This window comes from Plectonema cf. radiosum LEGE 06105 (assembly GCF_015207665.1).
In the GTDB taxonomy this organism is placed as follows: Bacteria; Cyanobacteriota; Cyanobacteriia; order Cyanobacteriales; family Nostocaceae; genus Rivularia; species Rivularia radiosa_A.
The window spans coordinates 1-14339 of sequence record NZ_JADEWL010000004.1; the positions used below are offsets into that span (position 1 = coordinate 1).

The 14339-nt window shown below is 38.6% G+C and carries 14 protein-coding genes; 9 read left to right on the forward strand and 5 right to left on the reverse strand.

The features are described 5' to 3' along the window. Window positions 1–127 precede the first annotated feature (127 nt). The 3 genes from IQ247_RS01775 (at window position 128) to IQ247_RS01785 (ending at window position 2506) form a co-directional block, all read left to right on the forward strand. The gene (locus tag IQ247_RS01775) at window positions 128–655 is read left to right on the forward strand and encodes a thermonuclease family protein (protein ID WP_193916435.1); all 528 of its coding nucleotides are present in this window, start codon (window positions 128–130) and stop codon (window positions 653–655) included. Between the two features lie 192 nt (window positions 656–847). Further along, entirely contained in the window at window positions 848–1666 is an 819-nt protein-coding gene (locus tag IQ247_RS01780; RefSeq protein WP_193916437.1) for an inositol monophosphatase family protein, read from the forward strand. Between the two features lie 222 nt (window positions 1667–1888). Then, window positions 1889–2506 (forward strand): hypothetical protein, encoded by a 618-nt coding sequence (locus tag IQ247_RS01785; protein WP_193916439.1) that lies wholly within the window; start codon window positions 1889–1891, stop codon window positions 2504–2506. Between the two features lie 277 nt (window positions 2507–2783). On the opposite strand, the gene IQ247_RS01790 is transcribed toward IQ247_RS01785, so the two are convergent. Both IQ247_RS01790 and IQ247_RS01795 read right to left on the reverse strand, forming a co-directional pair. Then, entirely contained in the window at window positions 2784–2948 is a 165-nt protein-coding gene (locus tag IQ247_RS01790; protein WP_193916441.1) for a hypothetical protein, read from the reverse strand. 326 nt (window positions 2949–3274) lie between these two features. Next, the gene (locus tag IQ247_RS01795) at window positions 3275–4534 is read right to left on the reverse strand and encodes a DNA/RNA non-specific endonuclease (RefSeq protein ID WP_193916443.1); all 1260 of its coding nucleotides are present in this window, start codon (window positions 4532–4534) and stop codon (window positions 3275–3277) included. Window positions 4535–4950: 416 nt separating this feature from the next. On the opposite strand from IQ247_RS01795, the gene IQ247_RS01800 reads away from it, so the two are divergent. The 3 genes from IQ247_RS01800 (at window position 4951) to IQ247_RS01810 (ending at window position 7539) form a co-directional block, all read left to right on the forward strand. Further along, entirely contained in the window at window positions 4951–5907 is a 957-nt protein-coding gene (locus IQ247_RS01800; RefSeq protein WP_193916446.1) for a J domain-containing protein, read from the forward strand. Then, a complete protein-coding gene (locus IQ247_RS01805) occupies window positions 5907–7121 on the forward strand; it encodes an ATP phosphoribosyltransferase regulatory subunit (RefSeq protein WP_193916615.1) in 1215 nt (404 codons plus the stop codon). Before IQ247_RS01800 ends, IQ247_RS01805 begins: the two co-directional genes overlap by 1 nt. Before the next feature lie 181 nt (window positions 7122–7302). Continuing rightward, window positions 7303–7539 carry a ferredoxin family protein gene (locus IQ247_RS01810; RefSeq protein ID WP_193916448.1) on the forward strand — a complete coding sequence of 79 codons (237 nt, stop codon included), beginning with the start codon at window positions 7303–7305 and terminating at the stop codon, window positions 7537–7539. A gap of 174 nt (window positions 7540–7713) precedes the next feature. Here IQ247_RS01810 and IQ247_RS01815 read toward each other — a convergent pair whose 3' ends face one another. Further along, window positions 7714–8436, reverse strand: coding sequence for a Ycf66 family protein (locus IQ247_RS01815; RefSeq protein WP_193916450.1), 723 nt, complete (start codon window positions 8434–8436; stop codon window positions 7714–7716). Window positions 8437–8762: 326 nt separating this feature from the next. On the opposite strand from IQ247_RS01815, the gene gnd reads away from it, so the two are divergent. Both gnd and IQ247_RS01825 read left to right on the forward strand, forming a co-directional pair. Continuing rightward, complete coding sequence (gene gnd, locus IQ247_RS01820) at window positions 8763–10220, forward strand: NADP-dependent phosphogluconate dehydrogenase (protein WP_193916451.1); 1458 nt, start codon at window positions 8763–8765, stop codon at window positions 10218–10220. Window positions 10221–10958: 738 nt separating this feature from the next. Continuing rightward, the gene (locus tag IQ247_RS01825; protein WP_193916453.1) at window positions 10959–12080 is read left to right on the forward strand and encodes a Gfo/Idh/MocA family protein; all 1122 of its coding nucleotides are present in this window, start codon (window positions 10959–10961) and stop codon (window positions 12078–12080) included. Between the two features lie 110 nt (window positions 12081–12190). Here the strand turns inward: IQ247_RS01825 and IQ247_RS01830 are convergent, their stop codons facing one another. Continuing rightward, window positions 12191–12739: a retropepsin-like aspartic protease family protein gene (locus IQ247_RS01830; protein WP_193916455.1), complete on the reverse strand. Its 549-nt coding sequence runs from the start codon at window positions 12737–12739 to the stop codon at window positions 12191–12193. Window positions 12740–12973: 234 nt separating this feature from the next. Between IQ247_RS01830 and IQ247_RS01835 the strand changes: the two genes are divergently transcribed. Then, window positions 12974–13813: a lysophospholipid acyltransferase family protein gene (locus IQ247_RS01835; protein WP_193916458.1), complete on the forward strand. Its 840-nt coding sequence runs from the start codon at window positions 12974–12976 to the stop codon at window positions 13811–13813. A 100-nt stretch (window positions 13814–13913) separates the two neighbouring features. Here the strand turns inward: IQ247_RS01835 and IQ247_RS01840 are convergent, their stop codons facing one another. Continuing rightward, complete coding sequence (locus IQ247_RS01840) at window positions 13914–14324, reverse strand: TerB family tellurite resistance protein (protein ID WP_193916459.1); 411 nt, start codon at window positions 14322–14324, stop codon at window positions 13914–13916. Window positions 14325–14339: the final 15 nt, after the last annotated feature.

A 14339-nucleotide genomic window follows, 5' to 3' on the forward strand; every position in this document is an offset into this window, starting at 1 on the left:
AAATAATTATTTATTAACTCATAACTCATAACTCCTAACTCATAACTCCGGTGGTGCTAACTCATAACTCCTAACTCATAACTCCGGTGGTGCTAATCTAAAATCTAAAATCTAAAATTCTTAATTAATGGGTAAAACAATTATTTTCCTATGTTGCTTGCTGCTGTTGTTGGGGTGTCAAGCTAAAAAAAGTGAGTTGCAGTCGGGTTCGGTACCAATTGAGGTAGTGCGGGTGGTTAGCGGACAAACTTTACAGGTGACGGGTTTACGCGAGCAACCTTCTTTGATTTCTGAAGTGCGTTTGACAGGTATTAGCGCTCCTTCTACACGTCAGCGTCCTTGGGGAGAAGCTTCAAGAGGGCGTTTGACGGAGTTGATTGAAGATAAATCTTCACCCGTGAGGCTAGAGTTTGACGTGGAAGCCAAAGATAAATATGGAAGAACCTTAGCTTATGTATGGAAAGATAAAACCTTAATAAACGAACTACTTGTAAAAGAAGGTCACGCATTATTTGAAGCGCGATCGCCAAATCACAAATACGATTTACGTTTGGAACAAGCACAGCATTGGTCTAGACTGATGGGAGAAGGAATTTGGAATCCCAAAGACCCGATGCGTCTTTCTCCTTCGGAGTTTCGACGGGTTTTTCGATGAATGGGAATGGGTAATAGGTAATAGGTAATTGGTAATTGGTAATTGGGAATGAGAAGATGGGAAGATAGGGAAAGTTAAATAGCGAGTAAGACGTATGTGCTTGCAGACACACTGTTCTGCACTTCTAACTCCCAACCTTTAACCTTTAACCTTTAACCTTTAACCTTTAACCTTTAACCTTTAACCTACCCTATGGCTGATTTACAAATTTTCCTAAATATTGCTACAGAAGCTGCGCTGGCTGCGGGTGCGGTTTTACAGAGTTATTTGGGTAAGGTAGAGGATAAAACTGCGGAAAAACGTCCTGGTGATTTGGTCACTGCTGCTGATAAAGCTGCGGAAACTGTGGTTTTAGAAACTTTACGCCGTCATTTTCCCGAACACGCTATTCTTGCTGAAGAATCTGGGAAGTTAGGTAATCAAAATCAAGAATATCTTTGGGCGATCGATCCTTTGGATGGTACGACTAATTTTGCTCACGAATATCCCGTTTTTTCCGTTTCTATTGGGCTATTAATTAATGGTGTTCCGCAAGTTGGTGTAATTTACGACCCATCCCGCAATGAGTTATACCGCGCTGCTCAAGGCTTGGGAGCAAGTTGTAATCGCCGTCCGATAAGCGTTTCTCACACTTCTGAATTGAGTAAAAGTTTATTAGTTACGGGTTTTGCTTATGACCGTCGCGAAACTGACGATAATAACTATACAGAATTTTGTCATTTAACTCATTTGACTCAAGGAGTAAGAAGAGGTGGTTCCGCTGCACTTGATTTAGCTCATACTGCTTGTGGACGTTTAGATGGATATTGGGAAAGAGGTCTTTCTCCGTGGGATATTACTGCTGGGATAATTATTTTACGGGAAGCTGGTGGTAAAGTTACGGCTTATGATGGTAGCGATTTCCAGATGGAATCGGGAAGAATTTTAGCTACTAATGGCTATATACATGAAAATTTAAGTCGGGAATTAGGTAGAGCGCGTGAAGTTTGGCAGGTGGAAAAGAAAAATTGAAATTGCTTGCAAATCAAGCGGGTAAAATGCTTGTACTGCTATTTCTCTTCATCTCTTCCTCTGCGTCCTCTGTGTCTAGTAAGGTTTTTTATATCAGTTTTCTGCATCTGTCAAACTGGTAATAGCAACCTTGATGGCTTTTGTCCGTGTCATAGGAAGGTTGAAGCAATAAAATAAAAATATATTTATTAATAATTCGTTCTTACCACAAAGTAAATTGTAATGGCATTTAGTAATTATAAAAGTATTAGTGCGGTACTTAAAAAGTTTCAGATAAAATACGTGCAAACTAACTTTATGGTGGAAGTTGACTTTCCAGTTAAGGACTCATTTAGAGAAGAATTAGATTTATTATTTACAGATGGAGTTATTGATAACTCAGAAGATGCTATTTGTGAAAATCTCATTTATCCAATTTTAAAAGAAGTTTGGAAAACTTATCGAGATAAATTAACACTTTGGAGTCATCAATCATTAATTTATGATGAAGACTTATCTGGCGTGCCTGACTATACAGTAGCTCAAAGAAATCCTCTCTCTACAATTATCTTTGATAAACCTTATTTTTTGACAGTTGAAGCTAAACAAGACAAGTTTGAAGAAGGTTGGAGTCAGTGTTTAGCAGAAATGATAGCAGTACAGCGGATAAATGATGACTTAAATAACGATATATTTGGTATTGTGTCTAATGGTAAAATATGGCAATTTGGCAAGCTTAATTTACAAGTGTTTACGAGAAATAAAAATTTGTATGTAATTCAAGATTTAGATAAATTATTTGCAGCAGTAAATTATGTTTTTCAACAGTGCGAATTAAAGGTTAAAAATAATTTATCTTGATTTATAGCTATAAAATTTAACTATAAGCAGGTGGACAAAATTATTTACCGTCATTGCGAGCGAAGCGTGTGCGTAAGCGCAGATTCGTGTAGCGTCTCGTAGAGAAGCAATCCCAGAATCTTGCGATTGCTTCGCTCCATTTCATTACGCTCGCAATGACAAATTATATTTTTCCATATTTGGGATGTTCCCAGTGAAATGAAGCAATGACACTATCTAATTAATTCTGTCTGAGTATATTTAATTTCCGGAGATGGCTAATAATCAAATCGGATTTCTACATAACCTCATCAACAGAAATAGCCGTTCTATCAACTGCTGCGGGAGAGCTATCCAAAAACATCAAATAATCCTGGTCTTTATAACGTCTACCATGACCCGCGAAAAAGAACCAGAGATTGTCTTCTGGTTTCAGCAAAGGTTTTTCAAACTGTTTCTCCAAAAATCCGTAAAAATTAGCGAAGCTTGGTTGAGTTGGTATTGGTTGAGGAGAAGCCGGAATTGGTTGTGAGTCTTCGGTAAGTAGTCCTTTTCATTAGTTTTGATTGGTTTTGTTTGTCTACCGACGTAATGTAGAGACGTTATATATAACGTCTCTACAAGATTTCTGGTAAAATCCGACTACTAGTAAGGTTATATTAATTAAGCCATCAAAATTAATGTGGTGGAGTACTAGGATAAAACACTACACAATTAATTTTGATGGGTTTGTAGTGAGGATTTTAATCCTCGGTATAAGAGTTAAAACTCTTACTACGAACTTTTAAATCAACCCCGACGCAAAAATCTCACGGTAAAATCTTCCCGCTCAACATCTCTTGCAGTGTAACTAACTCTATCAATTCGTCTTCCTTTACCTTGATTATCATACAAACTAATTACCCCACCACGATTGGATAACATTACTGGATTTAAAGGCTGTATCCTCACTGCTTCCCCAGGTTTTAAAGTTCGCTGTTGCTCTTTCAAAATCGAATTTAGCTGTAATGGTTCATGTTTAGTATCTGATAATGTCCAGCCTTCTAAATTAACTGGCTCTGAAGAAAGATTGATTACCGAAACCCATTCCGACTCTCGTTCATCTCCCGACGGATTCACCATTGCAGCAGCAATAAAAATGGCAGCATTATCTATAGCAACTGCATCTCTTGGTTCACCTTTGGCAATCATTTCGTATGGTGCATCAACTTCAATCCGTTCGGGAAATTGTTGGATATGAAGTTGCTCTTGCTTTTCGGGATTTTCATTGAATAATAAGGGATTTTTCTCGTAAATCTCATCATCAAATTCCAAACCCGTCAGTCTTTCAATTTCAGTAATTGTTACCTGATATCTTTGAAAATTAAATATTTTATTACCTTCTTTGTCCGCTAAAGCTTGCTCATCTTGAAACATCAAAAAAGCACGGACATCAAGTTCATTACTGTCTTTATTTACAAAGCAAACAACTTTAAAGAAAGCTGAAGGAATCAGTGCAGATTCTCGTCCCGGTGGGGTAATGGTGCGAGGAAAATCCCCATAAACTGGTCCAGTGAAAACAGTAATTTTTCCATTACTATCTAAATCCAGATCAAACACCCAATTTTCTAAAGCTAGCCATTCGTCTTGATTAAAGTTTTCATGCTGTAGCGATGCATTTGAATAATAAAAGGTCTCATCTGAAGCCCGCTTAGCTTCCCGTTCGGTTTGTCCCCAACCTATACTACGTCGTCTGGCTAAATGTCCTCTATCCCAAGGATTATTTCGATAATAGTCGTTATCAAGTTGAAAATCCGCACCGATACGGGTATCAATGTTCCAATCCCGTTTCCTTGGTACATCTTTGATCAGATTTTGGTCGATATTGAAGCAAGCAATAATGGCTGAACGTCGAACGCGATGGGTGATGATGGAGTAGTTGATATAACTAGCAAAAATATCATCTTGTAATAGAGAACTGCGGAGGACATCACCTACTAAAGATGGAGCAAAAGCGGGTACAGGAAGGTTAATTCCATTCCCTAGAAAGTCGGGATTATAGCCTGCCATAATTGTTGAGTAAATTTGAGTAATATTTCACTCCATAGTATGAGGTATACTGATTAGCTTTTCAACTAAATAGGTTAAGAATGTCGGTTATTTCTAAATCTAAAGTCCATAAAAATTAACCAAATTCACTATTGTTATTTAGTATAAATAGTCGCAGATCAATTTCAATAAATCAGTAATTCTTCATAAACTCAACATCTTTTATTTGCGGAACATCGTTATATTCCCTGAAATTTGGGAAATTTTATGCTGAATAATAGTTCAAAAACTGAAAATCAAGTCATTTTCTGACTCTTATCCGATAAATGATACTGAGAATTAATTGATAAATTAAGGGCTATCCACTACTGACAAATACCCAGGGAGGGGAAGTAAACTAGTAAGATTAATTCTCGTTTCTTGTATAAAATAAGGCTATGTCTTTTCAAATAGAACGCGGTTTATTTAAATACGACTTGGTAGATCATCACGCAGTTTTGTGCGTTCGATTGGATGCGGATGTGGCTGAAATCCGCAAACGCTATCTGCAAATTGCCCGTAGCTTACATCCCGATAGCTGTAGTGCGGCTAACGACAAGGAAAAGCAGTTAGCCAGTCAATTGCTATCGAAACTGGTAAATCCAGCTTACGAACATTTGTATCACGACAAAAGTCGTGCAGAATATAATGCTGTTTTAACGCAAATGGCGAAGCATCTGGTAAAAGAATTTAGTTGTGCTGACTTAACTACTGATAACGCCAAACAGCTAGCAAATACGTCTAATGTTGAAAGCGCTTATCGCAGTGTGATATCCCAAATAGCTAAAGTTCAATATAATTCTTTAACACAGGTTTTAGACGCGATCGCGCAAATTAGTGAATTGAATTTGGTTTATTTGATGCGGAGTGCGGATAAACCATCTAGTACTATATCGTCAACAAATACGGCTTCTCAAGCTAAGTCAAATACTGCTAATGGAAACAATGGAACACCACCACAGCCACCACAACCCAAGGAAGATCCAGTTTTTACTGGGTATATGCGTCGCGCTCAAGAATTGATTGTCAAGAATCAATTGTCAAAAGCTAGGGTAGAGTTGCAAGATGCTTTGAAGTTGCAGCCAAATAATAGTCAGTGTCACAGCTTGATTGGAACCATCTATTTGAAGCAAAATCAAACTAAGATGGCAAAAATCCATTTTGACCGTGCTTTACAATTAGATCCTAAAGATCAAACTGCATTGGAAGGAAAAATTAAAATTGATCAGGTTTTAGGAAAGACACCTGTAACCAGCACTACTAAAAAAAGTACGGTAAGTGCTGCTGCGGGTAAATCTTCAAAACCTGATAGTGGCGGTTTATTTGGTGGTTTATTTGGTGGAAAGAAAAAATGATGGTGTATCAACCTCCTGCTGGAGCTAGGGATTTATTACCGATAGATGTAGTTCAAAAGCGCTGGATTGAAGACAGGTTAGAACAAGTGTTTCATGGTTGGGGTTATCACAGGATTATTACCTCTACTTTAGAACGTATGGACACCTTGATGGCGGGAGGTGCAATTGAACGCTCAACGGTAATTCAATTGCAGAATATTCAAGAAGATGAATTAGGATTGCGCCCGGAATTAACCGCTTCTATCGCTCGTACTGCTGTGACGCGGATGGCTGATGTTCATTATCCCCAGCGTTTATATTATAATGCCAATGTTTTTGGACGAACCCCGGAATTTAAACACAACCGTCAGCAGGAGTTTTATCAAGCAGGAGTTGAATTATTAGGTGGTGGTGGTTTAGTTGCAGATGCAGAAGTTTTGCTGTTAGTAGCCGCTTGTTTACAAGCACTTAACTTACAAAATTGGCATTTAATTGTCGGAGAAGCGGGTATTACCCAGTCTTTACTCAAAGCCTTCCCTGCTAATTTAAAGAATCAAATCCGCACCGCGATCGCAAACCTAGATCGAGTCGCTATAGATACTTTATCCTTAAGTGATGAACTTCGCGATCGCGCCAAAATCATCTTGGATTTACGAGGTAAAAGCGCGGATGTTTTACAAAAAATTCATACTTTGAATCTTGACGAACACCAGCAACAAGCAGTTAATAATCTTTCGGCTTTGGTGGAGTTAATTGAAGCCGGGGGAAACTGTTCCTTAATTCTCGATCTGAGTTTAATTAAAACTTTTGATTACTACACAGGTATTATATTTGAAGTAGTTAGCAATATAGATAACCAAACGCGGGTTATAGGCAGCGGGGGACGTTACGATCAACTTTTAGGGTTATATCATCCCCAAGCTAAAAACATTCCTGGTACAGGCTTCGCTTTATTTATTGAAGATTTATACCACGTGTTATTAAATTCTGGGCAATTACCGCAAACAACACCAGCCAGCAACTGGCTAGTAGTAGCAGAAAATAACAGCGCGATCGCCACCGCTTTCGCTTATGCAGAGAAATTACGTTCCTCCACTCATTTAGTCAGAGTTGAAATGGAATTAGGGAGTTCTAACGCTTCCTCTATTCAAGAATACGCACGTAATAAAGGAATCCCTCAAATTGCTTGGATTAAAGCCGACGGTTCAAAAACCATTGAATCAGTAAATGGGTAATGGGTAATGGGTAATGGGTAATTGGTAATTGGTAATTGGTAATTGGTAATTGGTAATCCGTGTAACCCGTGTAATCCTTTGAAATCCGTGATTAGAATTGGGGATGGAGTTGAAGATTTACAATTTACAAAAGGGTGATTACTTTTAACTGTTCACTGTTCACTGAAAAGAGAGGGGAAAAATGGCACACACAATTATTACCGATGTTTGTGAAGGTGTTGCGGATTGCGTAGATGCTTGTCCAGTTGCTTGCATTCATCCGGGGCCGGGAAAAAATGTTAAAGGAACTGATTGGTTTTGGATTGACTTTGCTACCTGTATTGACTGTGGTATTTGCATCCAAGTTTGTCCCGTGGAAGGGGCGATCGTTCCAGAAGAACAGCCGGAATTACAGAAAACACCGCAATCATTAATGTAACTTGAGCAAAAGAAGTTGGGTTTTTATAAAGGTTGTCTGAGATTACAGATATTTATCCTAAAAACCCGACTTCTGCAATCAAAAATAATTATCCCCTCCGCAGAAGTCCTGCGGAGGGGATTTAGATTTACTTATATATTGATTCGACAACAACAAGTAATTTTGCTGGTTTAGTCATCCTTGGGGTATATCTTGCGGTGGAATTTTGTCCGATGGAGCTTCCGCAGGAGGAGCAAGTTCGGCATCGGGGGCGATTTCTTCTACCGGAGGTATATTTTTTGCTTCTGCATCGCTAGCTTGAGCAGCTGCTTCTACAAGTTCTTGGGCTGGAGGCTCTGGTGGGATAAGCTCTGGAATAGTTTCGCTTGTAGCGGTTTTATCAGTATTGTCTACAATAACAACAGATGCATCCGATACTGAAATTTTTGTTTCAGTATCTCGATCAATCGCGTCAACTAAAGATTTGCCTATTGTTGCAGCATTCGTGTCCTCGGTTGTGGAAGTTGTAGTTTGAGTTTGAGAAACTTGTTGTTTTTTTCCAGGTAAAATATTGCTTAGAGTCCGAACCAATCCTCCAACACGTTCTTGCAGTGAAATATTACTTTTCACCGCTTCAATACTGGGTGCCGGGGTTTGCTGCATTGCGGGAGTGACTTGACGACGCAACGAAAAAGTTTGCAGCCCAAACCAAATTAATAAAGCAACCGCAGCCAATTGACCTAAGAAAAACCATCCGCCGATACGCGGCGTAAACACCCATAAAATAAGGGCGTAAAATAAGCCTACACCACTCCAGATAAAATCATTTTTGCGGTGAACTTCAGGAAAAAAGAAAGCCGTCAGGTAGATTGCTAAACTGCCAAAACCGACTATTAGCGCCAGGATATGTGTCAGCATTTATGCTTGCTCCTATAAGTCTTACGACAACAGGTTAAAGGTCAAAGGTCAAAGGTAAAAGGGAACACGACTATTACCAATCACTCAATTAACTGTTAACTGTCAACTGTCAACTGTCTTCATTACCTATGGTAAATATTTCAATTTAGCGAATTTTGCAAGTAAAATGTTGATTGATATACAAATTAAAAATAATTATGTGTATCGATAATGCATTTTTACTCTTTAAATAAACTCTTAATGTCTTCTTTAGGAGTAAACCGAAATTCTCGGACTACCCTAAGAGATAAAAGAAAGGATTTGCAAGAGTTAGCCAGAAAAAATTTATGACACTACAAAGCTTTGGTGTGATTGGATTAGCTGTTATGGGAGAAAACATCGCTCTGAACGTAGAGCGTAACGGCTTCCCAATCGCAGTTTATAACCGCTCGCGTGAAAAAACTGATGCGTTTATGAAGGAACGCGCCCAAGGTAGAAATGTAAAAGCTGGGTATACCTTAGAAGAGTTTGTGGGTTTATTGGAACGTCCCCGCAAAATCTTGGTGATGGTGAAAGCTGGGAAGCCAGTTGATGCGGTAATTGAGCAACTCAAGCCCTTGTTGGATGAAGGTGACATCATTATCGATGGTGGTAACTCCCTGTACGAAGATACCGAACGACGCACCCGCGAACTAGAACCCCAAGGTTTTCGCTTCATTGGTATGGGTGTTAGTGGTGGTGAAGAAGGAGCGCTCAACGGTCCTTCCTTGATGCCTGGAGGTACCGAAAGCTCTTATCAGTATCTATCCCCCATTTTTACCAAAATCGCGGCTCAGGTTGACGATGGTCCTTGTGTTGCCTATTGCGGTCCTGGTGGTGCCGGACATTATGTCAAAATGGTTCACAATGGTATTGAGTACGGTGATATGCAGTTAATTGCAGAAGCCTACGATTTATTAAAAAATGCCGCAGGTTTAGACCACAATCAATTACATGAAGTTTTCGCCCAGTGGAATACCACTGATGAATTAAATTCATTTTTGATTGAAATTACTGCTGATATTTTTCCTTATATTGACGAAGAAACTGGTTTACCCCTGGTAGATTTAATCGTTGATGCTGCTGGACAAAAGGGAACCGGACGCTGGACGGCAGTAGATGCACTGAATTTAGGTGTACCAATTCCCACAATTGGAGCGGCAGTAAACGCCCGGATTATGTCATCCTACAAGCAGGAACGGGTTGCAGCATCCAAAGAAATTGCAGGTCCTAGCGGCAAGTATGAAGGCGACACCAAGAAGTTTATCAACATGGTGCGCGATGCTCTCTACTGTTCCAAAATCTGCTCCTACGCTCAAGGTATGGCGCTGTTATCCAAAGCTTCCCAAGAATTTAACTACAATTTAAATCTTGGTGAAATGGCACGGATTTGGAAAGGTGGTTGTATTATTCGGGCTGGATTTTTGAACAAAATCAAGAAAGCGTTTGACCAAAATCCTTCACTCCCTAACTTATTGTTAGCTCCTGAATTTAAGCAGACTATTCTTGATAGACAAGATGCTTGGCGCGAAGTTATCATTACCGCAGCTAAATTAGGAATCGCTGTTCCCGCATTCAGCGCTTCTTTGGATTACTTTGATAGCTACCGACGGGAAAAATTACCTCAAAACCTCACTCAAGCACAGCGCGACTATTTCGGCGCACATACATATGAGCGTACTGACAAGGAAGGAACCTTCCACACTGCCTGGGTTCCCATTGATGAAGCTACCGTTAGCAATAAATCCGAAGCTAAAATGGATTAATTGTCAATAGTACTATAGTACTTTATTTATGGCTCTGAGTTTCAGAGCCTTTTTTTGTATTAGAAATTCGGTATTCGGTAATACGGTTCAGTTAACGCTTTTTTCGTTGATAAGCCGAAGGTCAATATGTCAAAATATCTCGAAAAAACCACGAATTGGGGGATTCTCCCCCAAACCCCCCTACAGAAGGTTGATTGGTTTAAATTTCAATTCTCAAATATTTTCTTAACTGAACCATATTGGGGTAAAGAGCAAAATTAATAACTACCGTGGTACTAACTACTAACTACGTTGTGAAGTACCTACGCTGATACTTCGTATACAGTGTAGGCTTCCCGTCTCATCTGCCGTTGCCTCGTTAAACCCGTGTTTTATCTGGTCTTACACGCCATCTCTACTGATTTCTCAGCTTTATCTCCTCAAAGGAGAACCCAGGCAGCCGCCCATCTTCCATAGGCAGTTTAATTTTCTACGATACGTTTATCTTGGATTTATAGCGATAGCTGACCAGCAGGATTCACGTTTTCCCCAAGCTAGTAATGTTGCTGCGGCAAGTCTTACTACTTTGAAGTTAGCCTTTCTGTTCCATACATTTGGGTGGGTCATCAACCAAACTAATTGTATCATAAAACCTTGTCCGCAATTCATCTCAACACCGATTTAAGAAATACGGTGTGAGATGAATTGCGGTTAAAGGTAAATTTAAGATTAATAGTTATCCACGTATAATTTACTTTTATGAGTGCTGCATTAAAAAATCAACAGGGTGTTATTGGTGTTGCTGTAATTGGGACGGGATTCGGTCAAAAAGTTCATATACCCGGATTGCAAGCACATTCACGCACTCAAGTGGTTGCGGTTTATAATCAAGATTTGGATAAAGCTTCACATATTGCTCAATCTCATAATATTCCCCACGCTTGCAATAACCTTACAGATATCCTGCAATTACCCGAAGTCCAAGCAGTCACTATCTCAACACCACCATTTCTTCATTACGAAATGGCAAAACAAGTTATAGATGCTGGAAAACATTTATTATTAGAAAAACCAGTTACTTTAAATGCTACGGAAGCTAAGGAACTTTATTATTTAGCTCAAGAAAAAGGTGTAGTTGCCACTGTAGATTTTGAATTTCGCTTTGTACCCGGATGGTTGTTATTTTGCGAACTGCTAGGGCAAGGATATGTCGGTAACAAGCGTTTGATTACAATTAACTGGTTCGGTTCTTCTCGTGCTAACCCCGAACGTCCTTGGAACTGGTATTCTGAAAAAGATAAAGGTGGTGGTGCTTTGGGTTCTTTGGGTTCCCACAGCTTTGATTATATTCACTGGTTATTTGGGGAAGTACGTCGAATTAACGCTCATTTTACAACGGCAATTCCTCAAAGACCGGATGTGACAACCGGAGAGTTAAAATCGGTAAATACAGATGATACCTGTATGCTGATGTTGGAGCTAGCTGATGGAACTCCCTGTCAAATTTCTATCAGTGCGGTAATTTATGCCCCACGTACCCATGTAATCGAAGTTTACGGGGATGAAGGAACTTTAATATTAGCCAGTGAAAATCAAAAAGATTACGTACATGGATTTCGTGTTTGGGGTGCTAAAGCAGGTAAACCAATTGCAGAAATCGAAATTCCTAATAGATTGACATTTCCTAAAAATTATGCAGATGGACGTATTTCCGGATTTTTGCGAGTAGTAGACCAATGGGTTGAAGCAATCATCAGCGGAGAACCGATCACACCATCTTTGCGTGAAGGAGTTTATTCTCAATTATTAATGGATAAATCTCATGAATCTAATGAAACATTGAATTGGGTAAATATACCAGCTTTAGATGAGTTTCTTTGAGCATACTCTAATCAATGGAGTAGGGAACAGTTAACAGTAAGTTCCCAGAAGTCGGGTTTATAAAAGAAGCCCGACTTTTTAACAATTCATTAGTTATTGTTCACTGCTTGCTAGCGACGGTAAAATTCAATCATATTTAGCCCAATTTTTACATCATAATTACCGAAAAAATCGTGACCTAAAAGTCCGATTTCAGCTTTGGGAGCTATTGCTACTTGAATATTATTAACCGATTGTCCACCGACACCAATTGATTTTACTTGACCTGTATTTAATTTGATAATTGAACCATCGGCAATCCTGGCTTGAAGAGTACCCGAAGGCTTGATTTGTAAAGCAGTTGCCATTGATTGAGTAATTAAAGTACCACTAGCACCTGTATCTACAATCATTTCAAAGGTTTTTTTGCCGTTGAATGTCACATCTATGACAGGAGTTTTACCGCTACGACGTTTAATAGGAACTCGAAAAACTCCTGTATCTACAGGTTTGACGGGTGTAATACCGCAAAGGCTTCCTAAATCGAGGATTATACCATCTGCGGTGGTCATAAAACAGGCTCCAGGGTCTTGAGCTTTTGCGGTATTATTGAAAACTAAAATTATAATAGCGGGAATGATTGTAATTTTGGTAATCCACTGACTGAAAAAAGGTTTCATATATTATTTTCCGAATTATCTTTGACTTACTTATCATTAGGGTACCCACTCAAAAATCAAAATTTAGCCAGTGTTATGTAAAAGTATATTAAAGCCAGAATATTTGGGTATAGTACAAGCAGTCTTGAAGTAAATTTCCATATTTGATGTTTACTATTTCTTGACTTGCTTAAAATTAATCAAGGGTGTTGCTAAATTATCACCTGAATAGAAACTTAAATATATATTAATCAGATGAGCAATCCACATAAGATATATACACCAGGTTGGTCTTTAGAAAAAAGAGACCCTAAATTTATTGAATTATTTATGCCGATTTGGGAGTGGTTTTACCGCTACTATTTTCGGGTTGAAACTGATGGTTGGGAAAATATTCCTTTAGATGACAAAGTATTGATTGTTGGTTCTCATAATGGGGGAATGGCAACTCCCGATATGATTATGATGATGTACGATTGGTTCCGTCGTTTTGGAACCGAACGTTTAGCATATGGTTTGATGCATCCTTATGCTTGGGAAGTCAGTCCCGCTCTGGGTGATTTAGGTCAAAAAGTAGGCGCGATCGTCGCTCATCCAAAAACCGCAAATGCAGCTTTTAATAAGGGTGCCAGCGTTTTGGTCTATCCTGGAGGACAATATGATATGTTTCGTCCTTACAACCAGCGTTACAACATTAATTTTGCTGGTAATAAAGGTTTTATTAAGTTAGCTTTAAGACAAGAAGTTCCGATAATTCCCGCTATTTCAGTAGGCGCACATGAAACTTTAATTGTATTAGGTGATTTTTACGAATTAATGAAACAATTGAATAATTTTGGTTTACCTTGGTTATATCAATTAGACCCTGGAGTATTTCCCATATATTTAGGTTTACCTTGGGGTTTAGCAATCGGACCTTTACCAAATATACCGTTTCCCGTACAAATTCATACTCGTATTTGTCAACCAATTGTGTTTGAAAAATATGGTAAAGATGTCGCTAAAAATCGCGATTATGTAGATGCTTGTTACGCAAAGGTTTGTACAAAAATGCAGCAAGAATTAGATACTTTGGCAAGGGAGGTTAAGAAATAAAGGGAGTTTATCCCCCAGCATTAATGAGACGTTGCATTGCAACGCCTCTACATAATTTATTTGTAAGGATTAAAACAATGTCCGATTTGACTCGATTAATTCACGCATTAATTTGAAAAACTTGAGAAATATGTTCTAATAATTCTTTTTCTTCAGAAGAAAAATCCGCGTCTGCTATTGCTAAATCATTACACAATTGCAAAACTTGACTTTTGACGGCTTCACTTTCAAGACGATTGTTGATATCTGTTAAAAAATCACTCATTTTTTCTTTATCTTGCAAAGCTGTTCTAATTTTGGGTGTAACTTTACCAAAATAAAAATCTAAAGATAAAGGTGATTCCCATTTGATATTGCTGACATATTTTTGAATTATTTCATCTTCTGCAAGTTTGAGATTTTTATCGCTATACATCGTCATCATCATTAATTCGATGATTGCTTCTCGTTCATTTTGAGTTAAATCTTGTTTAGCGATTTCACTTAAAGTTGAGCTTAATTGTTCTCGCATAATTTCTCTATCTAA